We start from the raw sequence: 24691 nt of genomic DNA, 5'->3' as shown, positions 1-24691 counted from the left end.
GGCGGATGACGAATCCACAGTGGAGTGCCGGACCGGTGTTGTCGGGGCGCGGACTGGTGAAGCGCTACGGGCAGCAGCACGCGCTGGCCGGGATCGACATCGACGTCCAGCCGGGCGAGGCGATCGCGATCGTCGGCCCGTCCGGGTCCGGCAAGACGTCGCTGCTGCACGTGCTGGCCGGCATCCTGCGCGCCGACAGCGGCGAGATCTGGTTGCAGGGACAGCGGATCGACCAATTCGGCGAAAAGCGGCGCAGCGAACTGCGGCGCACCGAATTCGGTTTCGTGTTCCAGTCCGGAATGCTCGTGTCCGAGCTGACCGCCGAAGAGAATGTCGCACTGCCGTCGCTGCTGGCGGGCGGAATCCGGGGCGAAGCGATCGCCGCGGCCCGGGAATGGCTCGGCAAACTCGGCTTGGCGGGCAAGGAGACCCGCCGTCCCGGCGAGCTTTCCGGCGGCGAGGCGCAGCGCGTGGCGATCGCCCGCGCGCTCACCCACCGGCCGAAGGTGATCTTCGCCGACGAGCCGACCGGCGCGCTCGACACCCGCACCGGCCGCGAGACGATGGACGCGCTGCTCGCCGCCGGGCAGGCGTCCGGAGCCGCGGTGCTCGTGGTGACCCACGACCGCGAACTCGCCGAATCGATGCCGCGCACCGTGGCCATCCGCGACGGCCTGATCGCGACGAGGCTCGCGGCATGAACCCGTTCCAGCTCGCCCTCCGGGTGCTGCGCGGCGACCGGCGGACCCGCACCTCGGCGATCCTCACCGCGGTCGGCGTCGCCGTCGCGACCGGGCTCGTCCTGCTGCTGGCGACCCTGCCGTACGCCACTCAGGCGCGCGAGCAGCGGGCGCTGTGGCAGAGCAGCGGCCGCTACGACTCCGGCGAGCAGAACGCCCTGCTCGTCAATTCCTCCAAGGACTACTTCGACGGCAAGCAGGTCGCCCGGGTCGACATCGCGCTCACCGGCCCGACCGATTCGGTGCGGCTGCCGCCGGGCATCCCGCAGCTGCCCGGCCCCGGCGAGACGATCGTGTCGCCCGCGCTCGGGAAGCTGCTGAACGCCACCCCGGCCGACCAGCTCGGGAACCGCTTCGGCAAGCCGGTCGCCGCGTTCGGCGACGAGGCGCTGCGGTACCCGGAACAGCTCGTCGCGCTCGTCGGGCACAGCCCGCAGGAGATGCGTCCGTACGGGCACAAGGAACAGTCCGGCCAGGACGCGTTCCCGGCCTCGTCCTTCCCGACCGGGCAGGGACATCCGGACAGCCTGCTCACCGTCCTGTCCTGGGTCGGCATCATCGTGCTGCTCGTGCCGAGCCTGGTGCTCGTCGCGTCGTCGGCCCGGCTCACCGCCGCCCGCCGCGAACAACGGCTCGCCGCGATCCGGCTGGCCGGCGCGACCCCGGGCCAGGTGACCGCGATGGTCGCCGCCGAAACCGGATTGTCCGCTGGGGTCGGCGCGCTGCTCGGCCTGCTGGTGAGCCCGGCGCTGCGCGGACTGGCCACGTTCGTGCCGTGGGACGGCGGGACCTGGCTGGCGTCGGACTTCGCGTTGCCGGTGGGGCTCACCGTGCTCGCCGTGCTGCTGGTCCCGCTGCTCGTGGTGCTCGCCGGGGTGCTCGGCCTGCGCCGGGTGGTGCGCACGCCGTTGTTCGCGACCGGCGGCCACACGGTGAAACCGTTGCGCTGGTGGCGGTTGCTCGCGTTGCCCGCGGCCGGATTGTTCTTCTTCTACACCGTTTTCGGCGCGCGGGGCGGCGGCAGCAGCAACCTGGTGTTGTTCGGCCTGTTGCTGGTGGTCGGCTCGGCGATGGTGGTCGGACCGTGGGTGACCTCGGCGGTCGGCGGCTCGTTCGTGCGGGTCTGGCGGCGGCCGTCGTCGCTGCTGGCCGGACGTCGGCTGCGCAACGACCCGAAGGGCTCCTACCGGGCCTCGGCGGGGATCGTGCTCGCGGTGTTCACCGGGTCGATGGCGCTCACCCTGCTGCCGTCGATCGAATCCCTGGCCGGCGGTGGCCGCCAGTACGTGGACTCGGCGCTGTACGTCGACGTCAACGCGGACCGGGCACCCGACGCGACCGAGCGGACCAACGCCACTCTCGCGAAGGCCGGGCTGTCCGAACGGGTCGTCCCGGTGGCCAGCGTCTACGTGATGCAGGGCGAGGGGAATTACCGGTCGATGCAGCGTGCGTACGTCATGACCTGCGCCGACGCCGCCAAACTGACCCGGCTCGGGATCAGTCAGCAGGACTGCAAGCCCGGGGTCGGCCTGTACACGCCGTACCAGCTGGACACGAACAACCTGCGCGTCGCGCGCTACGGCGGCGAGGACAGCACCGGCACCCCGCTCGGCGCGGTGCAGACGGGCACCTATCACCCGGAGAAGCACAACAGCTTCGGCGAATACGTGATCGACCCGTCCGCGGTGCCAGCTGGCGTTAAGCCGTCCCAGGTCACCCTGGTCGTGCCGACCGCCGAGGCCAACCGCGAGGCCGTGCGGACCGCGCTGGTGCCCAACGCGGTCGGGCAGGAAATCGGCAGCCGCGAGCAGTACCTCTACGGACAGCAGGTGCAGCTCAACGACCTGCGCCGGGTCACCGTCATCGGCCTCGTCGCGGCGGGCATCCTCGCGGGCTGCAGCGCCGCGGTCGCGACCGCGGGCTCGGTGATGGACCGGCGGCGGACGTTCGGCGCCCTCATGGCGGCGGGCACGCCGGTACGGGTGCTGTCCCGAGCGTTGCGGATGGAGGCCGCGCTGCCCGCGCTGGTGGCGACCATCGGAGCGGGCGTGACCGGCGTCGTGGTCGGACTCGGACTCTTCATGGCGACGATGGAACGGGGGTCGGTCGTGTTCAGCCCATGGATCGCCGCGCCGGTGGTGCTGGGGATCGGGGTCGCGCTGCTCGGCGCGTCGGTCTGCACGCCCGCGCTGAAGCGGGTGCAGGCGGAACCGCTGGCCGACGAGTAACGGGCGTCCGCCCCTCGTCGGGGGAGGGGCGGCACCGGGGGTGAAAGCGAAGGGCCGTTGCCGGGGGTGGGAACCCGGCAACGGCCCTTCGTCACGTCGCTGCTTCGCGCGCTTCGCTCGTCTCGTCAGCACGGCTCGCGTCGCCGACTACGCCAGCCCCGACGGCTTCGCTCGCTCCGCAAGCGTCGCGTGCTTCGCCATCCTGGAGAAGTCTGTGAGGGCCACCTTGAGGGAACCTGATTCCCTCAAGGTGGCCCTCACAGACAACAAAGCTCGCCCAGGCCGACCCGACTCAACCGCAGATCAGCGTTTCTCGAAGATCAAGTCGTGCGAAACCCGCCCCTCCCGGTCCGCTCGCTGTTCGAACTTCGTCACCGGCCGCCACTCCGGTCGTGGCGCCCAGCCGCCCGGCTCGTCCGCGTACCGGTTCCGCAGCGCCGGCTCCGCCGAGCACACCTCGAGCATCTGCTCCGCGTAGTGCTCCCAGTCGGTGGCCATGTGGAACGTCCCGCCCGGCGCGAGCCGCGACGCGACCAGTGCCACGAACTCCGGCTGCACGATCCGCCGCTTGTGGTGGCGCTTCTTCGGCCACGGGTCCGGGAAGAACAGCCGCACCCCGGACAGCGTGCCCGGCTCGACGTGCGACGTCAGCAGGACCACGGCGTCCCCGTGCATGAGCCGCAGGGTCGTCACGCCGAGCTTTTCCGCGCGCAGCATCAGCTGCCCGAGCCCGGGGTCGTACACCTCGACCGCCACGTAGTTCAGCTCCGGCGCGGCGGCGGCCAGCTGCGACGTGGTCTCGCCCATGCCGGAGCCGATCTCCAGCATCACCGGCGCTTCCCGGCCGAACCAGTCGGTGAAGTCGACCGGTCCCTCCGGCAGTTCGGACACCGTCCGGCCCAGCCGCGGCCAGTGTTCTTCCCAGGCCCGCTGCTGGCCGACGGTCATCCGCCCGCCGCGTTTGACGTAGCTGACCACGCTGCGCAGTCGTGGCTGGTCCTCGTTTTCCACCCGGACAACATACGCATCGGGTCAGCGGACCGCTTCGAACTCCCCGAGCCGGGAGCGCAGTCCGGCCAGTCCGGCCACCGCGACCGGCTCCGGCGCGCGGGCGGAATGCGCGGGCAGCACGTCGATCCAGCCGTCGTGCCGGTCGGTGTTGAGCACGGTCGTCGGGATCGAATGCCCGGACTTGCCGCGTTCGGACGGCATGAACTCCCAGTACCCGGATTCGCCGTCGGCCGCCCATGGCACGAATTCCCAGCCCATCCGTTTGCCGAGCAGTTGCGCCACCCGGTCCTCGATGCGGAAGCCGAGTTCGCGCGAATCCAGTCTTCCGCTCGCGACCGCGCGCAGCCACCACGGCGCGGGCAGCGTTTCGTCGGTGCCGCTCGCCCGCCGGTACAGCCCGAGCACCGCGTCCTCGGGGGCGCGGTGCACCCACGCCTGGCGCAGTTCGGCGGGCCGGGTCGCGGGCAGCGCGAATCGCGGCAGTTCGATCGCCTGGGACCATTCGAGGTCCAGCATCGGCTCGAGCCGGGGGGTTGGTACCGCAGCGTCGCGGGAAACGAGTTTGTGATCAGCGTCCACCGTCAAGGTTCACCTCCGGAGAGCTGAGACGGGGCTCTGCACTGAATATCCGTGGGTTTCCGACAGTATGTCCGCTTGCTGTGAGAGAAGCCACACCGGTTTACGTGAATTTAATCCGATTGCCCGCCACGCAATCGGGAATGTGCACGTGCAGGTCAGGCGTCCCGCCGATTCGCGGTGGCCACCCCGGCGGCGAACAACACCGCGCTGATCGCCGCGAAATACGCGAGATATCCCCACGGGCCGAAAGGCGTGGACAGTTTCAGCGTCGCCCTGGTGAAATCCCCACCGGCGAACTGCGCGGCGGCGTAGAACGGCATCCACGGGTAGACGGTGCTGCCGATCTTGGGAATCAGCAGCACCAGGCCCTCGACCAGCTGGGTCCACACGAGCACGATCGCGAGCGTCAGCGCGGAACTGCGCAGCAGCAGGCCGACGCCGACGCCGAGCAGCCCGGTCAGCGCGAACGTCAGGGTCTGCCCGAACACGACGCGCCAGTCGGCTCCGGAGTGCAGGCCGAGATCGGCCTCGGGGCGCACGAGGTGCGCCAGCCCCCACGAGCCGACGCCGGCGACCAGGCCGAGCACCGCGCAGACCACGAACACCACGGCGCCCTTGGCCAGCAGCACCGGCGTCCGCGTCGGCACCGCCTGGAAGGTGAGCCGCAGCGTGCCCCAGTTGAAGTCGGCGGTCGCGGCGAGCACCGCCAGCACCAGCGCGACCGTGCGGCCGGTGCTCGTGGCGAGCTGAGTATTGCTCACGTCCGCGGTGATTTCGGCCCCGGACAGCCCGAGGAACAGCGCGGTGAACGCGATCGGCGCGGCCACCGCGATCAGCGCGCACCACCACGGCGCGCGCGTGCTGAAAAGCTTGATCCGTTCCGCCCGCAGCAGATTCACCGCGCACCTCCACTGGTGAATTCGGCCGCCTGGCCGGTCAATTCGAGGTAGGCGTGCTCGAGCGAACCGGCCAGCGGGCTCAGCTCGTGCAGCGTGGCCCGCGCGGTGAAGGCCAGTTCGCCGATCGCGTCACTGTCCATTTCGGACACCAGGAACGCACCGGAATCCTCGGTGAAAACCGCGCGGGCTTCGGTGAGCGCTTTCCGCAACTCGTCGGCGTGCGGCGTGCGCACCCGGACGCCGCGCGAACCGGCGCGGGCCACGAAATCGGCCATGGTGCCCTGGTAGATGAGCTGTCCGCGGCCGATCACCACGAGATCCTGCGCGGTCTGCTCCATCTCCGGCAGCAGATGGCTCGACACGAACACCGTGCGGCCTTCCGCGGCGAGCCCGTGCAGCAGTTGGCGCACCCAGTGCACGCCTTCCGGGTCGAGTCCGTTCACCGGCTCGTCGAACAGCAGCACGCGCGGGTCGCCGAGCAGCGCGCTCGCGATGCCGAGCCGCTGCAGCATGCCGAGCGAGAAGGTGCCCGCGCGCTTGCCCGCCACCGCGGTCAGCCCGACCAGCTCCAGTACCTCGTCGGCGCGCCGGTCCGGCAGTCCGTTCGTCGCGGCGAGGAACCGCAGGTGCTGCCGGGCGGAACGGCCCGGATGCCGCCACGTCGCGTCGAGCAGCGCGCCGACCGTGCGCAGTGGATCGGTCAGCTGCCGGTACGGCCTGCCCTCGATGTGCGCGGTGCCCGCGGTGGGCGCGTCGAGCCCGAGCAGCAGCCGCATGGTGGTCGATTTGCCCGCGCCGTTCGGCCCGAGGAACCCGGTGACGCGACCGGCGCGCGCGGTGAACGTCAGGTCTCGCACCGCGACGGTGTCGCCGTAGGACTTCGTGAGTCCGGTCGCTTCGAGCACGTTCCACCCCTTCTCGTGAAACCGAACTCTACCGAAACGGAAAGATCCGGGCCGCCCCCCGAATGGCGACCCGGATCTTGTTCCCCTTTTCCCCTTTTTTCCCCTTGTTCGGCTCCGCCGGCCCCCGCCTGACTCGTCCGAACGCCCCTGTGGGTCTTTACGCGTCGCGCTTCTTCGCGACGCCGATCGCGATGGCCAGCAGCACCACGGCCACGCCGGCGAAGTAGGCCAGCGAACCCCACTGCGACAGCGCCGCGTCCGCCGTGCCGGGCCCGCCGGAGCTGCCGCCGAGGAACCGCTCCGCGACGGTGAACGGCATCCACTCGTGGATCTTCGGCCCGATGGTCGGGATCAGCTGCACCAGGTTTTCCACGGCCAGCACGTAGATCAGCAGCAGCGAGAGCGCGCCGGCGCTGTGCCGGATCAGCGTGCCGACGGCGACCGCGATGACCGCGGCGAAGGCGAACACCACGCCGACCCCCGCGACGGTGATCCAGTCCGCGGAGGACTGCAGCGCCACCGAGTCCGACGGGCGGATCGCGTAGCCGAGGCCCCATGCGCCGAAGGCGGCGATCTCGCCGATCACGAGCGACAGCACCGCGACGACGGTGGCCTTGGCGACCAGCACGCTGCCCCGGTGCGGCACCGCCTGGAACGTGGTGCGGATCGTGCCGAAGCGGTATTCGGTGGTGACCGCCAGCGCCGCCAGCACCATCACCACCGCGATGCCGAACTGGTGCCCGGCTTGGGTGTTGGCGACCGACAGCGTCTCCCCGCTCGGGAGCGAACCGGCGATGAGGCCGGCGAACCCGATGGTGAGGGCCAGTGCGATGAGGGCGCACCACCACGGCGACCGGGTGGTGAAGAGCTTGATGCGTTCGACCGCGAGCAAAGTCATGGTTTTTCTCTTCCCAACGAGAGTGTGGTCAGCGGATGGCCGCGGCCTGCCGCGCCTCAGCTTCGAGCCCGGTGTGGTACTCGACGGAGTCGCCGGTGATCTGCATGAAGGCCTGTTCGAGCGAGCCGGTCTGCGGGCTCAGCTCGTGCAGGACGAGGTTCGCCGAGGCGGCGATCTCGCCGATCTTCGCACTGTCCATTCCGGACACAATGAGCGCCTGGTCCGCGTCGGTCACCTGTGCGCTGGCGGAGATCAACTGCTGACGCAGCGCCGGAAGCTGCGGCGAACGCACCTTTACCGTGTTTTCCGCGGCCCGCGCCACGAACTCCTCAGTGGTGGACTGCGAGATGAGCTGGCCCTTGCCGATGACCACGAGATCGGTCGCGGTGAGCGCCATCTCCGAGAGCAGGTGGCTCGACACGAAGACGGTCCGGCCCTCGGCGGCGAGGCGCTGCATGAACTTCCGGATCCAGAGGATGCCTTCCGGGTCGAGTCCGTTCACCGGCTCGTCGAACAGCAGCACCTCCGGGTCGCCGAGCAGCGCGGCGGCGATCCCGAGCCGCTGCGACATGCCGAGCGAAAACCCGCCCGCCCGCTTGCCCGCGACGCTGGTGAGGCCGACCGTGTCGAGCACCTCGTCCACCCGCGCCGCCGGGATCCGGTTGGACCGGGCCATCCACTGCAGGTGCGCGCGGGCCGAGCGGTTGGGGTGCACCCATTTCGCGTCGAGCAGCGCGCCGACCGTGCGCAGCGGTTCCTTCAGGTCGTGATACAGCTTGCCGCCGATCCGGACCTGGCCCCCGGTGGGGTTGTCCAAGCCGAGGATCATGCGCATGGTGGTGGACTTGCCTGCGCCGTTCGGACCGAGGAAGCCGGTGACTTTCCCGGCGGCCACGCTGAACGACAGGTTGTTCACCGCGAGCGTGTTCCCGTAACGCTTGGTGAGACCTGTTGCCTCGATCATCCCCTGCTCCCTCTACGGCGGTGCGGACTGCGTTCATCCTGTCTCAGCGCGGCCGTTTTCGCGTCATCCTGAGGACCGAACCCGCTACCCGACCTGAGTAGTACCTAATCGCTTCCCGAGGCGGAGTGCGATGGGGGATGCCCCTGAGCCGACCCTGATTTTCACCCGGTACGCGAGGACCCCGCCGGGCAGGCCGCGGCGGGGTCCGTTGTGGACAGTGTCCGAATTGGACGGTTCAGCCGATCCCCGGCCGGGCCAGCCCGGTCTCGTACGCGAGGACGACCGCCTGCACCCGGTCGCGCAGGTCGAGCTTGGACAGGATCCGCCCGACGTGTGTTTTCACCGTAGCCTCGGAAAGGAACAACGTCTCGGCGATCTCGACGTTCGACATGCCTTTCGCGATCAGCACGAGCACTTCGCGTTCGCGGTCGGTCAGCACGTCGAGTTCGGCCGGATCGCGCATTTCCGCGCTGCCGGAGCCGACGAACCGGTCGAGCAGCCTGCGGGTGACCGAGGGCGACATCACCGCGTCGCCGTCGGCGACCGAACGCAGCGCGGACACCAGATAGTCCGGCTGGGTGTCCTTGAGCAGGAAGCCGGACGCGCCGCCCTGCAGCGCGGCGTAGACGTACTCGTCGAGGTCGAAGGTGGTCATCACGAGCACCCGCGCGGTGCCCGCCGCGACGATCTGTTTCGTCGCCTCCACCCCGTCGAGCACCGGCATTCGCACGTCCATCAGCACGACGTCGGGCCGCAGTTCGGCGGCCATCCGCACGGCTTGCGCGCCGTCGCCCGCCTCGCCGACCACGTCGATGTCGGCCTGCGCGCCCAGCACCATCCGGAACCCGACGCGCATCAGTTCCTGGTCGTCGACGACCACCACTCGGATCACGAGTTCAACCTAACCGGCAGCACCGCTCGCACCTGCCAGCCACCGCCGGCGGCGGGGCCCACTTCTAGTGTCCCGCCGTACACGTGCGCACGCTCCCGCATCCCGATCAGCCCGTTCCCGCCGGCGACCGTCAGCCGCGGCGCCGATTGCCGCGTCGCCGTCGTGGTTCCGCCGGTACCCACCTGTTCGAGCTGCCGCGCCCGGCCCGCGCCGTCGTCGCGCACGAGCACTTCGACCTGGTCACCGGTCCGCTGCACGCGCACCGCGGCGCGGGCCCCGGCCCCGGCGTGCTTGAGCGTGTTGGTGAGCGATTCCTGGACGATCCGGTAGATCCCGAGCGACACCCCGGCGGGCAGTTCGTCCAGCCCGTCGCCGAGGGCGAGGTCCACCGGGACGCCCGCGGCGCGCATCCGCTCGGCGAGGTCGCCGAGCGCGGTCGCGTCCGGCTGGGGCACCCGCGGTTCGTCGTCGCCGCGGTCGTTGCGCAGCACGTCCAGCAGCCTGCGCAGTTCGCCGAGCGCGCCGCGGCCGGTTTCGGAGATCGTTCCCAGCGCGCGTCCGGCCAGCTCCGGGTTGGTTTTCAGGGCGAGCGCCGCGCCGTCGGCCTGCACGACCATCACGCTCACCGAATGCGCCACCACGTCGTGCAGTTCCCGGGCGATCCGGCCGCGCTCCTCGGCCACCGCGATGCGCGCGGCCTGGTCGCGTTCGGTCTCCAGCAGGTGCAGCCGGGCTTCCAGCTCGCGCTGGTAGGCACGGCGCGCGTACATGAACTCGCCGAGCAGCCAGCAGAAGGCGATGGTGAAGGCGCTGAACACCAGCTGGGCCGCCACCGACGGTTCGGGCTTGACGATCGCGGTGACGACGCTGGCCACGATGAACGCGCCGCCGTAGATGAGCCCCTGCTTCCGCCCGACGTAGACCTGGACCGAGTAGAGGCTGATCGCGAGCGCGGCCAGGCCGGACACCCCGAGGTCCAGCGCACTGTGCGCGTACGAAATGACGTACACGACGTACGCGGCGAGCACCGGCCGCTTCCGGCGGAAAACCAGGGGCGCGACCACGGCGAGATCGATCGGGATCGCGACGTACCACTCCGGGCCGGGCAGTTCGGGATCGAGGCCGCCGGTGGCGAACACCAGGATGTCGAATGCCGCGAGAAACAGCGCGAGCAGCGAGTCCCCCACCATCGGGTGGGCACGCATCCAGAGGCTGAGCCGTCGCACGACTCAACAGTAGGTCGCGCCGCGGGCGGCCGCGTCGGTCGCGGGTAGCACCTTCGGTGCGACCGAAGGATGACCGGCATGCGACGATTCCCGCACAGTCGAGCGAATCGAGCCGGAAGGGGGCCGGGCCGTGACGGCAGCGGCGGAGCGGGGACGACTCGCCGGGCCCCTGTCCGCGTCGGTGGCGGAGCTGTGCCACCGGCTGCGCTCCCAGGTGTCCCCGCGCACGGCCGCCGGGTTCGCCGAGGTGCTGCGCAGGCTCGGCGCGCCACTGCAGGTCGCGGTCGCCGGCCGGATCAAATCGGGGAAGTCGACGCTGGTCAACGCCCTGATCGGACGGCTGGTCGCACCCACCGACGTCGGCGAGTGCACGCGGCTGGTCACCCGGTTCCAGTACGGCACCGTCGACCGGGTCGAGGTGGTCTTCCTCGACGGCCCCAAGCAGGTGCTGCCGTTCGCCGCGGACGGGTCGATCCCGGCCGAGCTTGGCGTCGACATCGCCGAGGTCTCGCACCTTGAGGCGTACCTCACCAACGCGGTGCTGCAGGACATGACGGTGATCGACACCCCGGGCCTCGGCTCGCTCGACGCGGCGTCCGTGTCGCGGACCGAGCAGCTGCTGGGCGCGGCTGAGCAGGACGAGGGCTCCGACGACCTCGACGACACCTCGCGCAATGCCGTCGCGGGTGCCGAAGCCGTGCTCTACGTCGTGACCCAGGGCGTGCGCGCGGACGATCAGCAGGCGCTGGCCGCGTTCACCGCCGCGACCGCGAGCCGCGAAGCCGGGCCGGTCAACGCGATCGCCGTGTTGAACAAGGCGGACACGGTCGTCGCGGAATCTGTCGAAGGCTCCGGTGGGGACGTGTGGAAAGCCGCGCAGATGCTCGCCGAGAAACAGGCCGCGACGCTGAAGCCGCGCGTCGCGGACGTGCTGCCGGTGATCGGCTTGATCGCCGAATCGGCCGAGTCCGGCGGGTTCACCTCCGCCGACGCTGAGGCGCTCGGCCAGCTCGCTGCGCTCGACGACGACGTCCTCGAAACGATGCTCATCGCGGCCGACATCTTCACCAGCTGGGAGTGCGACATCCCGACCGGGATCCGGTTGCGGCTGCTGGAGAAACTCGATCTCTTCGGAATCCGCTGCGCGGTCGAGGCGATCCGCGCGGAACCGGAGATCACCGCGGGAGCATTGCGCCGCAAGCTTCTCGACATCTCCGGGCTCGACGCGGTCCGGCGCCGGCTGTCGATCGTCTTCGCCGCCCGCGCGGACGGGATCAAGGCCGCCGCCGCGCTGGCGTCGGTGACCGCGCTGGCGCACACGTCCGGCGACCCGGGCGAACGGCAGCGCGTGCACGACGCGATCGAGGTGCTGCTGGCCCGTCCGGAAGCGCATCAGCTGCGGTTGCTGGAGGCGTTGACGCTGGTCGCTTCGGGTGCCGTCGAGATGCCGGACGACCTGTCCGAGGAGGTGCTCCGGGTCGGCAGCAACGCCGACATCGGCGCACAGCTCGGCCTTCCCGGCGCCGCGCGGCCAGAGCTGGCGGCGCACGCGCTGGAACGCGCGGGCTGGTGGCGTTCGTTCGCGTCCTTCGGTGCGACTCCGGCGCAAAGCCGCGTGGCACACGTCGTGCACCGGGCCTATTTCCTGATCTGGCAACAGATTCGCGAACAGTAAACAACTCGCCCGCGACGCGTAGGCTGAATGTCGTGCGGCTGGAGGACACCACCTCGTGGCGGGTTTACTGGGGGAGCGACCACGACGTCGACGTGGCGTTGTTCCTCCGGGACGTGCTCGCGCTCTCGATCGCCGACGGCCAGCTGCTGCCCCCGGTCGAACCGGCGGTGCCGGTGCACGTTCCGCCCGCCCTCGACCGCGCCGCGGTGCAAACCCAGTGGGAGCCGTGGTGGAACGGCCTGCTGACCAACCTCGGTGAACGCCGTATTCGCCGGAAAAGCCCCGCTCCCGGCGACGGTTCGGCGATCGACCTCGCGGCACAGCACTTCGCCCCCGCCGCCGCCGAACATTTCGCCGCCGCCCGCCGTCCGGTCTCGTCGGGCTTCCACCGCCGCCAGCTCCTCGCCGGGGAACGGCTGGGCAGGCTGGTCCGCGAAACCGAGGTGGAGCTGGGCCGCCGCGCCCGGCCGTTCCGGCTGTCGGTGCTGGAGATCCCGGTGGCCGGCCGCGTGTGGCTGCGGACGGCGGAGCACCAGCTCCTGGTGTCTTCCCAGCTGGCCGCGGACGTCCCGGCGCTCGATCCGGCGATGCGCTCGCTGATCCGCGAACTCGCCTGAACCACGCGCTTGACCAGGCCGGACATTCATAAACCGAGTACGCGGTCTAATATTGCTCCCCATGGAGACAGTGGTCGACGAACCGGCGTGGGTGCGCCGCGGGTCCTGGCTGGCCTGCCCGATCGGCGGGGCCCTGCTGGGCTGGGGCGTGCAGGCGCTCGCCGACTGGATTACGTCGCTGGCGTGGTTCCCCGTGCAGGGTCCGTTCCGGCTGCTGCACCAGGTCCCGCAACCGTGGCGGCTGATCGGCGCGGTCGTCGTCGGGGTGCTGCTCGGGGTGGCCTTCGCCTGGTTCTGGGCGTGGGACCGGCTGATCGTCACGGTGTCCACCACCCGCGTCACGCTCGAACGCCGGGAGCGCCGCCGCCGCATCGACACTCCCCTCACCGCCGTGTTCGTAGACGACGGCAAGCTCGTGCTGCTCGGCGAAGAAGACCGGGAAATCGCCAGGGAGAAGACCGATCTCTCCCGCAAGCAGCTTGCCGAAGCGTTCACCACACACGGCCGACCATGGCTCGACGAACCGCCGCCTGAGCGATGAGAACCGTCGATCCGGAGAAGCACGCGGCGAAACGACGCGCGATCCTCGACGCGGCCGCCGGTTGCTTCGCGCTCAACGGCTTCGAGAAGACCTCCACCGCGGACATCTGCCGCGCGGCCGGGATCAGCTCCGGCAGCCTGTTCCACTACTTCCCGACCAAACGCGCGGTCTTCGTCGGCATTTTCGAGGCGGACACCGAAGACAACGAGGAACTGCTTGCCGCGGCGAAGGAAATGGCCGATCCGTGGGAGGGCGTGCTCGCGGTCGTCGCGCGGATGACGACGGCGATCGTGCTGCCCGGTGTCGTGCGGCTGATCCTCGAAGCGGCCGCGCAGGCCGCGCGCGATCCGGAGTTCAACGAGCTGATCCGCAGCAACGACGACCTCATGCGCGTCGGTCTCGTCGGCTTGATCGAGCGCGGCGTCGAGACCGGCAGGCTCTCCCCCCTGCTGTCCCCGGCCGACGCGGGCAACTGGGTCGTCGCGCTGGTCGACGCCCTGCTTTCCCGCGCGAGCCTCGACCCCGACCTGGACGTCGAGCACGAGCAAGCGGTGCTGCGGCTGTTGCTGACCCGGATCCTCGGCCCGTCTGAGTGATCTGCCCCCGCCGCGCGGCGCGGTGCCGCAAACTGGTGAAATCACCGGGACGACCAGGGGAGGGTCCGCGATGGCGTGGTTCGGCCGCGAGGAAGCCGAGGAAGCCGGGGATGCCGATGCGGCCGAAGCGCCGACCGGCGAGATCAGCGCGGAAAGCCTCGCGCGGATCATCGCCGAGGCGGACGGAACCGCCGCCGCGGCCGATGCGTCGGATCCCGATGTGGACCTCGTAGCTGCCCCGGGTGACCTCGAACGCGCGCTTTCCGACCGGCAGGCGCTCATCCAGCTCTGCCTGTACGCGCTGGACCGCGCCCGCAGCAGCGGCGTCGTGGAACGGCTTGAGCACGGGCTCGCCGCCATCGGCGTCACCGCGTTGCGTGCTGAGGGCGAGCGGTTCGACCCGGCGCGGCACGAGGCAGGCGGTGCCGTACCCACCGACGATCCGGAGCTGGACGGCGTCGTCGCGGAGACCGAGGTCGTCGGGTTCGCCGACCAGGAACGGCTGTTGCGCGCGCCGATCGTCACTGTCTACGCGAAGCGGGCGCAGTGACCGCACCAACGCTTCCCGCCCAGGTCCAGGCCGCTCGCGAACAGCTGCTCGGCGTTGTCCGCGAGGCTGATCCGCAGGCCGCCAAGTGGGTGGAGGACCAGCGCAAGGCCCGGTCCGAGAAGCCGTCCGTGGTGGTCGTCGGCGAGACGAACCGCGGCAAGAGTTCGCTGGTCAACGCCCTGCTCGCGACGCCGGGACTGTCCCCTGTGGACGCTGACGTGGCCACCGCGACGTACCTCGTCTTCGAACACGCGCAGCAGTGGGGCGCGCAGGCCTGCTACCCCGGTCAGCTGGCGTCGGTGCCGTTCGACCTGACGCAGCTGGTCGACTGGGTGTCCGCGTCGCACGAGCTGCCGCCGGGCCAGCTGCCGCCGCGCTACGTCGAGGTGTCCGGCCCAGTCCCGCTGCTGGAACGGCTGACCCTGGTCGACACCCCGGGCGTCGGCGGGCTCGATTCGCTGCACGGCGAGCTGGCCAAGGAAGCCGCCGCGGGCGCGACCGCGCTGGTGTTCGTGGTCGACGCGTCGGCCCCGTTCACGTCCACTGAGCTGCAGTTCCTGCGCGAGGTCGCGGACCGCGTCGAGACGGTCGTCTTCGTGCTGGCCAAGACCGACGCGTTCCGCGGCTGGCGCGAGATCCTGGAAGCCGACCGGCAACTGCTCGCCGAACATGCGCCGCGGTTTGCCGACGCGGTGTTCCACCCGGTGTCGGCGCGAGTGTTCGAGACCGCCGCCAAGGCACCGAATGCCCAGGTCGCCGCCATGCTGCGGGAGAAGTCCGGCATCGCCGCGGTGCAGGTCGCGCTGCAGGAACTGCTGGTCGGCCGGTCGATGATGCTCAAGGAAGCCAACACGCTCCGCTCGCTGTCGAGCGCGCTGGCCGGGATCAAGGCGAAGCTGCAGGCGGAAAGCCGGGCGCTGTCGGCGGGCGAAGCCGAAGCCGAACAACTCCGCGCCCGCCGCGATGATCTTCAGTCCCAGCGCCGTACTTCCACGCGCGGCTGGCAGCTGCGGTTGCGCGGCGAAATCCAGCGCACGCGGGTCGAGGTCGGGCACGAGAGCAGCCGCGAAATGCGTGAGGCACAGACGCATTTCCGGCAGCGCATCGACGCGGCGAAGCGCGACGAGCTGGCCGCGCTGCCGCAGGAAGTGGACATCGCACTGCAGACCGCGTCGCAGCGGGTGTCGATGCAGTTGTCGCAACGGCTGAACCAGGTCACGAACACGGCGCTGGCGGAGCTGTTCTCCGCGGAAGAACTCGACGTGATCCGCGCCCAGTTCGCCCGGGCCGGCGGTCCGCCGGTCGTGCTGCGCCCGCCGGACAAGAAACCGCCGACCGCCGAAGACAAACTGCTCGTGTTCATGGGCATCTCCGGCGGCGTCGGCGCGGGCAAGATCGCCGCCCTGCCGCTGGCCGGCGTCGCGATCCTCAACCCGGTGGTGCTGCCCGCGACGATCGTGATCGGCCTCGGCGCGGGCTGGTGGATGGCGCGTACTCGCAAACACGCCTCGGACAAACAGCACCTGAAGCAATGGCTGGTCGAGGCCATCGCGGACGCCCGTTCGACGCTCGACCAGCTCATCGCCGAACAGCTCATCGAGGCCGAACAGCAGCTGTCGCTCGCCCTCGACGAGGCGCTCGGCCGCCGCATCGAGGCGATCGAGGCGGAGCTGAAGGAGGTGGACCAGACGATCAAGATGAGCGCGCAGGAGCGGGCGAAGAAGATCGCGATCGTCTCGAAACGCCTCAAGGACGTCACCGAGGGCCACACCAGGGCCGAAACGCTGCTTTCCCGCATCCGCACGGTCCGCGACCGGGCATGACCAGCCGGTGGCGCGCGGACCAGCGGGTGATCGGCTTGTGGACGGGAACCGAACCGGCCTAACGTGAGTCATACCGAGCGAGAACCGGCAGACCCGGCGTACTAAGGGGGATCAACCCATGTGGGTCGACGAGAGCGGCGGCACCGACGCGAACGGCACGGAGGCACTCACCGTCCACGTCGACGGCCAGGAGTACCAGGCCGAGGTCAACTACGACACTGACCACGACGGGGTCTCCGACACCGCGGTCGTCGAGCACGACGACGGCTCCGCGCAGGCGTTCGCCGACACCGACCACGACGGGGTCGCCGACCACTACGCGGTGCTCGACGCGACCGGGCACGTCGTGGACCAGGCGGTCTACGACGAGCAGAGCGGCAGCTGGGTCGAATCCGGCACCGGCCAGCCCGGCTCCGACGGCACCGATACGCACTCGCAGGACACCTCGACCACCGGGCACATCAACGCCGACCTGCCAGACGGCAACGTCGACGCCGGGGTCGCCACCATCGACACCGACCACGACGGGCACAACGACACCGCGGTGGTCGAGACGAAGTCCGGCGGCACGATCGCCTTCACCGACACCAACGGCGACGGCCAGGCCGACATCGCGGTGCAGGTCGGCGCGGACGGTTCCACGCACACCTTCGAGCACACCGGCCAGGGCCAGTGGACCGAGGCCGACGGCACCGGGAACCACGCGGCCGCGACCGACCCCGGCAGCGATTCCGCCTGGGGCGGCGAGGGCGCCCAGCTGCTCAGCGGCGTGGCGAAGATCGACAGCGGCACCGGGCAGTGGATCAGCCCCAACTGAGCCCCCGGTAACTAAGGCCGTGCCTGCCCAGGTCGAAGGGCTAGCGCCGCTGGCTTAGCTCGTGGCGGGCCCGGGTTGCGGTCCGTGAAGGGAACCCTGAGGGAATCTGATTCCCTCAGGGAGGCCCGCACGGACCTGAGGGCGGCCCTGGCATCGCATCTGAGCCCTCAGTAACTGACGTCACTCGAACGGGTCCGGCCTCGCGCCGGGCCCGTTCGTCGTTTCCCGGCCGGGGACGGCTGACAGCGTTGACACTCCCCGGGGACGGAGCGGGGGCGGATCAGGCCAGGTCCCGGCATCGGGCACGAATGCGACGCGGGCCACGCGGAAAGATTTTCGGTGCTGGCCCGTTCCGGTGAAACTGAATCGATTCCCTTATCGTTCTTGTGAGAGAACCGACAGGTCAGCTCTCGGTTACCTGCCGTCCATCCGGCTACAGTCGGGGAATCCCAAAACCCGCACACCGGTCTTCCGCCGGTGTGCGAAGCCATTCGGTCGCCGGCAACGAAGCCCGCACCAAGAACACTGTCGTTCGCGGTGTGGGCTCTTTTGTCGTCGGAAGTCAGGAGTAGAGATGACCGCAGTCGCCATCCCCGGACTGGACAACGCGCCGACGACGCACAGTGGCGTGCTGTCCTGGGTCCGGGAGGTCGCCGAGCTGACCACCCCGGACCGCGTGGTGTGGGTCGACGGGTCTGACGAGGAAGCCGCCCGGATCAACCAGGAGCTGGTCGACGCCGGCACCTTCGTGAAGCTGGACGCGAAGCCGAACTCCTACTGGGCCACCTCGGACCCCGGCGACGTCGCGCGGGTCGAGGACCGCACCTTCATCTGCTCCAAGGAGGAGAAGGACGCGGGCCCGACGAACAACTGGGTCGCCCCGGCCGAGATGAAGGCCACCATGACGGAGCTGTACCGCGGCTGCATGGCGGGCCGCACGATGTACGTCATCCCGTTCTGCATGGGCCCGCTCGGCGACGAAAACCCCAAGCTGGGCATCGAAATCACCGACTTCGCCTACGTCGTCGCGTCGATGCGCGTGATGACCCGGGCAGGCAAGGCCGCGCTGGACAAGTTCGTCAAGGCCGACGGCACCGAGGCCGAGTTCGTGCCCGCGCTGCACTCGGTCGGCAAGCCGCTGGCCCCCGGCGAGAAGGACGTCGCCTGGCCGTGCAGCGACACCAAGTACATCTCGCACTTCCCGGAGGAGCGGCTGATCTGGAGCTACGGCTCTGGCTACGGCGGCAACTCGCTGCTCGGCAAGAAGTGCTACTCGCTGCGCATCGGCTCGGTCATCGCCCGTGACGAGGGCTGGCTGGCCGAGCACATGCTGATCCTCAAGCTGATCTCGCCCGAGGACAAGGTCCACTACGTCGCGGCGGCGTTCCCGAGCGCCTGCGGCAAGACCAACCTCGCCATGCTGCAGCCGACCATCCCGGGCTGGCGCGCGGAGACCCTCGGCGACGACATCGCGTGGATGCGTTTCGGCGAGGACGGCCGCCTGTACGCGGTGAACCCGGAGTTCGGCTTCTTCGGCGTCGCGCCGGGCACCGACAACCACACGAACCCGAACGCCATGCGCACCATCGAGAAGGGCAACACGGTCTTCACGAACGTGGCGCTCACCGACGACGGCGACGTGTGGTGGGAGGGCATGGAGAACAAGCCCGCGCACGCCACCTCGTGGAAGCACCAGGACTGGACGCCGGACTCCGAGGAGAAGGCCGCCCACCCGAACTCGCGGTACTGCGTGCCGATGTCGCAGTGCCCGATCCTGGCTCCGGAGTGGGACGACCCGCAGGGCGTGCCGATTTCGGCGATCCTGTTCGGAGGCCGCCGCAAGACGACGGTGCCGCTGGTGAACCAGGCCCGCGACTGGCAGCACGGCGTGTTCATGGGCGCGACCATGTCGTCGGAGACCACCGCCGCGGCGGTCGGCGCGGTCGGCAACGTGCGCCGCGACCCGATGGCGATGCTGCCGTTCCTCGGCTACCACGCCGGTGACTACTTCAAGCACTGGCTGGACCTCGGCAAGAACGCCGACGCGAACAAGCTGCCGAAGATCTTCTACGTCAACTGGTTCCGCCGCGGCGACGACGGCCGGTTCCTGTGGCCGGGCTTCAGCGAGAACTCGCGCGTGCTCAAGTGGGTGCTCGAGCGCGTCGAGGGCAACGGCAACGCGGTCGAGACCCCGATCGGCCTCGTGCCGAAGGCCGAGGACCTCTACCTGGACGGCCTGTCCGAGCCGGTCGAGGACATCCAGGCCGCGCTGGAGGTGCGCAACGACGAGTGGCGCGAGGAGCTGCCGCTCATCGAGGAGTGGTTCGCGAAGATCGGCGAGGTGCCGTCCTCGCTGCGCGACGAGCTCGACGCGCTGGCGCAGCGCTTGGGCTGACGCCTGAGCCAGAGAAGGGGACGTTCGCACCGGGCGGCGGACGTCCCCTTCTTCGTGCGCGGAAACGGTAGCGTGGGTCGCATGGATGGGGAGAAGACTTTCCGGTTCGGCGTGAACCTGGTGCTGCCGGGCTCGCGCGACGAGTGGGTCGCGAAATGCCGCCGGGTCGAGGAACTCGGCTACGACGTGCTGAGCGTGGCCGATCATCTCGGCATCGCGCCGCCGTTTCCCGCGCTCGTGCTGGCCGGCGCGGTCACCGAACGGGTGCGGCTCAACACCTTCGTGCTCAACGCGCCGTTCTACAACCCGGTGCTGCTCGCGCGAGAGGTCGCGGGCACGGACCAATTCGTGTCCGGCCGGCTGGACCTCGGCCTCGGTGCCGGATACGTGAAAGCGGAGTTCGAGGCGGCCGGAATGCCGTTTCCCGGCGCGCGGGCACGAGTTGATCATCTCGAACTCACGATCAAGGAACTTCGGCGGCTGTACGCGGATCCGGAATACGCGCCGAAACCCGTGCGGCCCGGCGGTCCCCCGTTGATGATCGCCGGCCGTGGCGACCGGCTGCTTTCTCTCGCCGCTGAGCACGCGGCGACGATCGCCTTCAGCGGCATGGCAAAGGTGCGCGACGGTGCGCCGCCGATGTTGGCGACGGCGGATGCGATCGAAGAGCGCGTCCAGTTTGTCACCGAACGGCTCGACGGCCGCGAAGCCGAATTCAACCTGCTCGTGCAATTCGTTGAGATCACTGACGACCGCGAAAGCGCGCTGCGGGAAATCCATGCGCGTATTAGCGATACGCTCACGCTTGCGGAGCTGGCCGAAGTTCCCACCGTGTTGGTCGGAACGGTCGAGGAAATCGCCGAACAGCTGGTCGCGCACCGCGCCCGGTTCGGTTTCAGCTACTACACGGTCCTGGAGCCCAACCTCGAAGTGCTGGCCCCCGTGGTGGATCTGCTGTGTCGCCGATAGTCGACGCGCGCGGGCTCGGCGTGAAGGCCGGCGACCTGTGGTTGCTGGAGGATCTCGACTTCTCGGTCGACCCAGGCGAATGCGCGGTGCTGGTCGGGCCGAACGGCGTCGGCAAATCCACCCTGATGCGGTGCCTGTACGGAATGCAGCAACCGCAGCGGGGCCGGGTGCTGATCGACGGCGCGAAGCCGGACGAGCGCAGCGTTTCCTTCCGGCGCAAGGTTTCCGTGCTCTTCGACGATTCAGATTTCTTCGCCGAACTCACCCCGCTGCAGCACCTGGAGCTGCTTTCCGGTTCGTTCGGCGAGGATCTCGGCGATTTCGAAGAACTGATCGCGGACGCGGGTCTCGCCGAACGCGCCCGGGTCACCGCCGGGCATTTCTCGGCCGGACAGCGTCGCCGGTTGCTGCTGCTGGGCGTCACCGCGCGGCCGCACCGCGTGCTGTTGCTGGACGAGCCCGAGCGCGCGCTCGACACTGAAGGCAAGGAATGGCTGGTCGACCTGATCAGCCGCTCCACCTCGGCCGGTGCGGCAGTGGTCGTCGCCACGCACCATCAACCGTTGCTGGACACGGCGGACAGCGTGCTCGAACTGTGGTGACCCGGTTGCGCGTGCCCGGCCGCAAGCGGTTCGGCGGCATCTTCAGCGGCGACAGCCCCACGTTCGTGCTGATGTTCGGCGTCGGCTTCCTGTTCACCGCGTTCTTCCGCACCGACGCCTGGCATCGAGTCCTCTTTGGACCGTCCGCAGTGGACTACTCGGCGGTGCTCGGCCTGGTCGCGCTGTGCGCCGCGGTCGGCTGGCGAAGCCTGCTGCGGCGCGGATTCGTCTGGGCCGAACCGGCCGAGCTGACCTGGATGGACTTCGCGAAGGTGGACCGCCGCCGCGTCGTCGCGACCCGGCTGGCCAGCGTGCTCACCGGATTCGTTGTGGTGCTTGGGTATCTCGCCGCGCTGATGCTCGCGGTCGGCGGCGGTTCGCTCGACTGGTGGCGAGCCGCCGCCGCACTCGTCGCGGGCGGCACGATCCTGGCGTTCACCACCGCACGCCGCACCGCCTTCCTCTTCGAAGCCGCTGGCCCGCTGCTGGTCGCGGTGGCCGGTGTCGTCATCGCCGCGGCGAGGCTGGACGCGATAGCGGTGCAGTACGTCGGCGCAGGGCTCGCGTTATGCGGGTTGCTGCTGGCTTTCGGCGGCGAAGCAGTCAGCGGCGCGGGCCGTGCGGTGCTGCTCGACGGCTGGAACGCGCGGGTCCTGCGTGCGATGGCGGTGACGTTCCTCGACCCGATGATGATGCTGCCGGAGTCCGCGCCCGTCGGCTCGTGGTCGCTGCGCCCGCCCACCGCGTTCCGGCTCGCGTGGGCCGGGATCGTCGGCCGTTCCCGGTACGCGGGCGCGGTTCTGTTAGTGGCTTTCGCGGTAGCCGTCGGTCATGTTGCCGTTCCCACCTTGCCGGGGCCGGTGCTCGTCGGGCTCGGCGCGTACGTCGCGCTTACTCCGTTCGGGGCCGGTCTTGGCGTGCTGTGGCGGAATCCGGGCCGGCGACGGTGGCTGGGCTCGTCGTCGTGGGAGCTGGTTCTCGCGCACGGCGTGGCACTCGTGGTGGTCGGGATCGGCTGGTCCGCTCTGCTCTCCGTGGCACTTTTGGCTTTGGGCACCACGTTTTCGGTGCTCTCGTGGGTGACTGTCGCCCTTGCGGTGCTTTCGGTGTTGCGCACCGTCACCCGGCAGCCGGTCGACTACAGCAGCGCCGGTTTCGTCGACACCCCCGCCGGCCCGATGCCGGCAAACCTTATGCGGCAACTATTTCGCGGCCCGGACCTGCTGGTGCTCGGCATTCTGGTGCTGGCGCAACTCGGCTGAACGGCCGCACCCGGGTTAGGCTCCCTGCCGACGAGAGGAGCCGAACGTGGGCGGTGGACACGCTTCCGGCATCGGCCGCAGGGCGACCTGCGAGTTTCCGCCCGGGTGGACCGACGAGCAGATCATCGCGGTGGTCAAGGACGTCGCCAACGACCCGGGCGAGCCCCGGCGGCAGCAGTACAACGGCCGCTGGCGCTGCGTCGGCGAACGGTACGGCGTGCACGTGGTCGTCCTGGTCAACCGCGATGGCCACGTGCACACCAGCTACCCGCTGCCGGGCCCCGGCGTCGTCCGGAACCCGGACGCCGCGCGAGACCCGGCGAACCCGACCGTCGACGACCGCGCGGGCAACCGGATCAGCTACTTCGCCGACAGCGTCCTGCGCCTGCTCGCCCACCGGATGCCTGCTGAGGACCTGGACCACTACCGCGACCTGCAGTGGTCCGGCGAATGGGAGGAACTGGCCGACACCCTGGCCGCGCACATCGAGGTCACCGGCATGCAGCTCAACCCGGACGAGTACGCGGATTTCGAGAAGCTCCTGAACTCTTTCGAACTGCCAGCCCGCGACTGCCGCTACCTCAACGACCGCGAACGGGTCCTCGCCGATCTGCGCAGGTGAGGCGTCACCAGGGCACGACTCCGGCGTCGTCGAAGAACCCGCCACGCGGTCCGTCGTCCGGCAAAGTCGCGAGCTTGACCGCGATCGCCGCGCCCTGCTCCGGCGTCCGCGTTCCCGCATAGCCATTGAAATCCGTTGCTACGTAACCAGGACAGGCCGCGTTGATGAGGACGTTCGTGTCGGCGAGCACGCGGGCGTACTGCACGGTGATGCTGTTGAGCATCGACTTCGACGGCGCGTAAGCGGCGAGCACCGGCCCAGATCGCAGCTCCAGCGAGCCCATGTTGCTGGACATGTTGACGATGCGCGGCGACTCAGCTTTGCGCAGAAGCGGCAGCATCGCGTTCGTGACCCGGACGACGCCGAAGACGTTCGTGTCGAGCACGGTGCGGACGACGTCGAGGTCGAGCGTCGTCGGATCCTGCGCGCCACTGCCGCTGATTCCGGCGTTATTGACCAGCACGTCGAGCCGGTCGAGGACCTTGGCCGCAGCGGCGACGCTGTCCTCCGAAGTGACGTCGAGCGCGACCCCGAACGCGTCAATCCCCTCAGCCCGCAGTTCTTCAACGGCCTTCTCGCGATTGACCTCATCCCGCGCCCCCACCGCGACGGTGAAGCCGATCGAGCCAAGGCCACGCGCGATGGCGAGACCGATCCCCTTGTTCGCGCCGGTGACCAGCGCGGTCTTCGTGTCGTTCACTCCACCCATGATTGGTGCGGGATGGCTTCCCTGGCCAAGATCAATACGGTCCGCTGTGATACCCAGCAGGTATTACGCTGTGCTTTGTGGACGATCTGGAGACCCGCGAACTCCGCTACTTCGTCGCTATTGCGGAAGAGCTGCACTTCGGCCGCGCCGCCGAACGCCTAGGAATCGCCCAGCCGCCGCTCTCCCGCGCGATCGCCCAGCTGGAACGACGGCTCGGCGTCCAACTCCTGGACCGAAACCGCCGCAGCGTCGCACTGACCGAGGCCGGCCGGGTCTTGCTCCGCGAATCCCGCCTGGCCCTAGACGCCGTCACCGCCGCCGCCCGCCGCACGCGTCGAGCCGGTAACCACCCGCTGGTGCTGGCGACCAAAGCCGGAGCGTCACACGAACTCCTGCAGCGGCTCTTGGACGCCAGCCCGCCGGTCGAGATCCTGCTGTGTGAGGTCGGCGAACAGGCCGGCCTGCTCCGCGACGGCTCGGCGGACGTAGCGATCATGCACCACCCGTACGACGACCTCGCCGGATTCGACACCGAGCCACTGCAGGTCGAAGGCCAGGTCGCGATCCTCCCCGCGACGCACCCGCTCGCCGCCCGGGACACGTTGACGCTGGCGGAGGTCAGCGACGTACCGGACCTGCCGATCGCCCGCTGGCCCCGTCTCGACGGCAGCTACCCGGAGGGCCCGGGGCCGGAAGTGCGCACGCAGTCGACACTCGCGCAGCTCGTCGCCCTCGGCCGGACCCTGCTGGTGATCCCGGCGTCCAGCCGGGCTTGGCAGTGGCCGGAGCACGTCGCGGTCCCGGTTGTGGATGCCCCGAACGTCACCACGGTGATCGGCTGGCCGCCGAACAGCCGCTCCCCGGAGGTGGCCGCCCTCGTCCGCACTGCGGTCGCGCTTCGCGGCGGGGGTTGAGCCGTCCACAGTTGTCCACAGGGGGGCGGGTGCTTGCCGGTTCCGCTCCGCAATGCCAGGGCTTAAGGCGGCGCTATGGGTGCCGTTGAGGCTCGTCTGTCCAGTTCGAAGGGCTGGCCCAGGCCAATGCGCCCCTTGGCCCGGCCGTCGGGAGCGGGCCTGGGTCGTCTGTGAGGGGAACCCTCACAGACTGAACTGGCCCCCGGAAGTTGGACTGGCTAAGTGAAGGTTAGGCGGCGGGGGTCTGGGCTCGGTAT

General features: G+C 69.8%; 24 protein-coding genes. 15 read left to right on the top strand and 9 right to left on the bottom strand.

Features of this window, described 5'->3' with window-relative positions; translation table 11 throughout:
• Window positions 1-5: 5 nt before the first annotated feature.
• Window positions 6-701: an ABC transporter ATP-binding protein gene (locus ACFSVL_RS28470; RefSeq protein WP_378308632.1), complete on the top strand. Its 696-nt coding sequence runs from the start codon at window positions 6-8 to the stop codon at window positions 699-701.
• Complete coding sequence (locus ACFSVL_RS28465; RefSeq protein ID WP_378308631.1) at window positions 698-2968, top strand: FtsX-like permease family protein; 2271 nt, start codon at window positions 698-700, stop codon at window positions 2966-2968. The genes ACFSVL_RS28470 and ACFSVL_RS28465 overlap by 4 nt, the downstream gene beginning before the upstream one ends.
• Before the next feature lie 303 nt (window positions 2969-3271).
• Here ACFSVL_RS28465 and trmB read toward each other — a convergent pair whose 3' ends face one another.
• The 8 genes from trmB to ACFSVL_RS28425 form a co-directional block, all read right to left on the bottom strand.
• Window positions 3272-3979 carry a tRNA (guanosine(46)-N7)-methyltransferase TrmB gene (gene trmB, locus ACFSVL_RS28460; protein ID WP_378308630.1) on the bottom strand — a complete coding sequence of 236 codons (708 nt, stop codon included), beginning with the start codon at window positions 3977-3979 and terminating at the stop codon, window positions 3272-3274.
• A 21-nt stretch (window positions 3980-4000) separates the two neighbouring features.
• Entirely contained in the window at window positions 4001-4495 is a 495-nt protein-coding gene (locus tag ACFSVL_RS28455; protein WP_378308959.1) for a hypothetical protein, read from the bottom strand.
• Between the two features lie 218 nt (window positions 4496-4713).
• Window positions 4714-5457: a hypothetical protein gene (locus tag ACFSVL_RS28450; RefSeq protein WP_378308629.1), complete on the bottom strand. Its 744-nt coding sequence runs from the start codon at window positions 5455-5457 to the stop codon at window positions 4714-4716.
• A complete protein-coding gene (locus tag ACFSVL_RS28445; RefSeq protein ID WP_378308628.1) occupies window positions 5454-6362 on the bottom strand; it encodes an ABC transporter ATP-binding protein in 909 nt (302 codons plus the stop codon). Before ACFSVL_RS28445 ends, ACFSVL_RS28450 begins: the two co-directional genes overlap by 4 nt.
• Before the next feature lie 157 nt (window positions 6363-6519).
• Window positions 6520-7260: a hypothetical protein gene (locus ACFSVL_RS28440; RefSeq protein WP_378308627.1), complete on the bottom strand. Its 741-nt coding sequence runs from the start codon at window positions 7258-7260 to the stop codon at window positions 6520-6522.
• 28 nt (window positions 7261-7288) lie between these two features.
• A complete protein-coding gene (locus tag ACFSVL_RS28435) occupies window positions 7289-8224 on the bottom strand; it encodes an ABC transporter ATP-binding protein (protein ID WP_378308626.1) in 936 nt (311 codons plus the stop codon).
• Window positions 8225-8459: 235 nt separating this feature from the next.
• Complete coding sequence (locus tag ACFSVL_RS28430; protein WP_378308625.1) at window positions 8460-9116, bottom strand: response regulator; 657 nt, start codon at window positions 9114-9116, stop codon at window positions 8460-8462.
• Window positions 9113-10321, bottom strand: a complete 1209-nt coding sequence (locus ACFSVL_RS28425) for a sensor histidine kinase (RefSeq protein ID WP_449224391.1) — start codon at window positions 10319-10321, stop codon at window positions 9113-9115. The genes ACFSVL_RS28430 and ACFSVL_RS28425 overlap by 4 nt, the downstream gene beginning before the upstream one ends.
• 151 nt (window positions 10322-10472) lie before the next feature.
• Here ACFSVL_RS28425 and ACFSVL_RS28420 point away from each other — a divergent pair, with 151 nt between their 5' ends.
• From ACFSVL_RS28420 to ACFSVL_RS28365, 12 genes are all read left to right on the top strand, one after another.
• Window positions 10473-12017, top strand: a complete 1545-nt coding sequence (locus ACFSVL_RS28420) for a dynamin family protein (RefSeq protein ID WP_378308624.1) — start codon at window positions 10473-10475, stop codon at window positions 12015-12017.
• A gap of 32 nt (window positions 12018-12049) precedes the next feature.
• Complete coding sequence (locus ACFSVL_RS28415; protein ID WP_378308623.1) at window positions 12050-12634, top strand: hypothetical protein; 585 nt, start codon at window positions 12050-12052, stop codon at window positions 12632-12634.
• Window positions 12635-12695: 61 nt separating this feature from the next.
• Complete coding sequence (locus tag ACFSVL_RS28410) at window positions 12696-13175, top strand: YqeB family protein (protein WP_378308622.1); 480 nt, start codon at window positions 12696-12698, stop codon at window positions 13173-13175.
• Window positions 13172-13771 carry a TetR/AcrR family transcriptional regulator gene (locus ACFSVL_RS28405; protein ID WP_378308621.1) on the top strand — a complete coding sequence of 200 codons (600 nt, stop codon included), beginning with the start codon at window positions 13172-13174 and terminating at the stop codon, window positions 13769-13771. The genes ACFSVL_RS28410 and ACFSVL_RS28405 overlap by 4 nt, the downstream gene beginning before the upstream one ends.
• Window positions 13772-13841: 70 nt before the next feature.
• On the top strand, window positions 13842-14321 hold the full coding sequence (grpE, locus tag ACFSVL_RS28400; protein ID WP_378308620.1) for a nucleotide exchange factor GrpE: 480 nt from the start codon (window positions 13842-13844) through the stop codon (window positions 14319-14321).
• A complete protein-coding gene (locus tag ACFSVL_RS28395) occupies window positions 14318-16144 on the top strand; it encodes a dynamin family protein (RefSeq protein ID WP_378308619.1) in 1827 nt (608 codons plus the stop codon). The genes grpE and ACFSVL_RS28395 overlap by 4 nt, the downstream gene beginning before the upstream one ends.
• Window positions 16145-16262: 118 nt before the next feature.
• Window positions 16263-16961: a hypothetical protein gene (locus ACFSVL_RS28390; RefSeq protein ID WP_378308618.1), complete on the top strand. Its 699-nt coding sequence runs from the start codon at window positions 16263-16265 to the stop codon at window positions 16959-16961.
• Window positions 16962-17535: 574 nt separating this feature from the next.
• A complete protein-coding gene (locus ACFSVL_RS28385) occupies window positions 17536-19356 on the top strand; it encodes a phosphoenolpyruvate carboxykinase (GTP) (protein WP_378308617.1) in 1821 nt (606 codons plus the stop codon).
• An 81-nt stretch (window positions 19357-19437) separates the two neighbouring features.
• Window positions 19438-20325 carry a TIGR03621 family F420-dependent LLM class oxidoreductase gene (locus tag ACFSVL_RS28380; RefSeq protein WP_378308616.1) on the top strand — a complete coding sequence of 296 codons (888 nt, stop codon included), beginning with the start codon at window positions 19438-19440 and terminating at the stop codon, window positions 20323-20325.
• Window positions 20322-20927: an ABC transporter ATP-binding protein gene (locus ACFSVL_RS28375; protein ID WP_378308957.1), complete on the top strand. Its 606-nt coding sequence runs from the start codon at window positions 20322-20324 to the stop codon at window positions 20925-20927. Before ACFSVL_RS28380 ends, ACFSVL_RS28375 begins: the two co-directional genes overlap by 4 nt.
• Window positions 20921-22189 carry a hypothetical protein gene (locus ACFSVL_RS28370; RefSeq protein ID WP_378308615.1) on the top strand — a complete coding sequence of 423 codons (1269 nt, stop codon included), beginning with the start codon at window positions 20921-20923 and terminating at the stop codon, window positions 22187-22189. The genes ACFSVL_RS28375 and ACFSVL_RS28370 overlap by 7 nt, the downstream gene beginning before the upstream one ends.
• Window positions 22190-22235: 46 nt before the next feature.
• Window positions 22236-22811, top strand: coding sequence for an EndoU domain-containing protein (locus ACFSVL_RS28365; protein WP_378308614.1), 576 nt, complete (start codon window positions 22236-22238; stop codon window positions 22809-22811).
• A 4-nt stretch (window positions 22812-22815) separates the two neighbouring features.
• Here the strand turns inward: ACFSVL_RS28365 and ACFSVL_RS28360 are convergent, their stop codons facing one another.
• Window positions 22816-23520 carry an SDR family oxidoreductase gene (locus ACFSVL_RS28360; protein WP_378308613.1) on the bottom strand — a complete coding sequence of 235 codons (705 nt, stop codon included), beginning with the start codon at window positions 23518-23520 and terminating at the stop codon, window positions 22816-22818.
• Window positions 23521-23597: 77 nt separating this feature from the next.
• On the opposite strand from ACFSVL_RS28360, the gene ACFSVL_RS28355 reads away from it, so the two are divergent.
• Entirely contained in the window at window positions 23598-24434 is an 837-nt protein-coding gene (locus ACFSVL_RS28355) for a LysR family transcriptional regulator (protein WP_378308612.1), read from the top strand.
• Window positions 24435-24691 lie beyond the last annotated feature (257 nt).

Source organism: Amycolatopsis silviterrae, from assembly GCF_042684085.1.
Taxonomy (GTDB): domain Bacteria; phylum Actinomycetota; class Actinomycetes; order Mycobacteriales; family Pseudonocardiaceae; genus Amycolatopsis; species Amycolatopsis silviterrae.
This window is presented reverse-complemented; position numbering and strand designations above follow the sequence as displayed.

What these genes read in the sequence shown, in the direction of transcription:
- ACFSVL_RS28425 (WP_449224391.1), bottom strand. Translation starts at nt 10,321, where the DNA reads ATGCGTGCCCACCCGATGGTGGGGGACTCGCTGCTCGCGCTGTTTCTC.
- ACFSVL_RS28455 (WP_378308959.1), bottom strand. Translation starts at nt 4,495, where the DNA reads ATGCTGGACCTCGAATGGTCCCAGGCGATCGAACTGCCGCGATTCGCG.
- ACFSVL_RS28470 (WP_378308632.1), top strand. Translation starts at nt 6, where the DNA reads ATGACGAATCCACAGTGGAGTGCCGGACCGGTGTTGTCGGGGCGCGGA.
- ACFSVL_RS28405 (WP_378308621.1), top strand. Translation starts at nt 13,172, where the DNA reads ATGAGAACCGTCGATCCGGAGAAGCACGCGGCGAAACGACGCGCGATC.
- ACFSVL_RS28385 (WP_378308617.1), top strand. Translation starts at nt 17,536, where the DNA reads ATGACCGCAGTCGCCATCCCCGGACTGGACAACGCGCCGACGACGCAC.
- grpE (WP_378308620.1), top strand. Translation starts at nt 13,842, where the DNA reads ATGGCGTGGTTCGGCCGCGAGGAAGCCGAGGAAGCCGGGGATGCCGAT.
- ACFSVL_RS28440 (WP_378308627.1), bottom strand. Translation starts at nt 7,260, where the DNA reads ATGACTTTGCTCGCGGTCGAACGCATCAAGCTCTTCACCACCCGGTCG.
- ACFSVL_RS28435 (WP_378308626.1), bottom strand. Translation starts at nt 8,224, where the DNA reads ATGATCGAGGCAACAGGTCTCACCAAGCGTTACGGGAACACGCTCGCG.
- ACFSVL_RS28465 (WP_378308631.1), top strand. Translation starts at nt 698, where the DNA reads ATGAACCCGTTCCAGCTCGCCCTCCGGGTGCTGCGCGGCGACCGGCGG.
- ACFSVL_RS28390 (WP_378308618.1), top strand. Translation starts at nt 16,263, where the DNA reads ATGTGGGTCGACGAGAGCGGCGGCACCGACGCGAACGGCACGGAGGCA.
- ACFSVL_RS28380 (WP_378308616.1), top strand. Translation starts at nt 19,438, where the DNA reads ATGGATGGGGAGAAGACTTTCCGGTTCGGCGTGAACCTGGTGCTGCCG.
- ACFSVL_RS28360 (WP_378308613.1), bottom strand. Translation starts at nt 23,520, where the DNA reads ATGGGTGGAGTGAACGACACGAAGACCGCGCTGGTCACCGGCGCGAAC.
- ACFSVL_RS28410 (WP_378308622.1), top strand. Translation starts at nt 12,696, where the DNA reads ATGGAGACAGTGGTCGACGAACCGGCGTGGGTGCGCCGCGGGTCCTGG.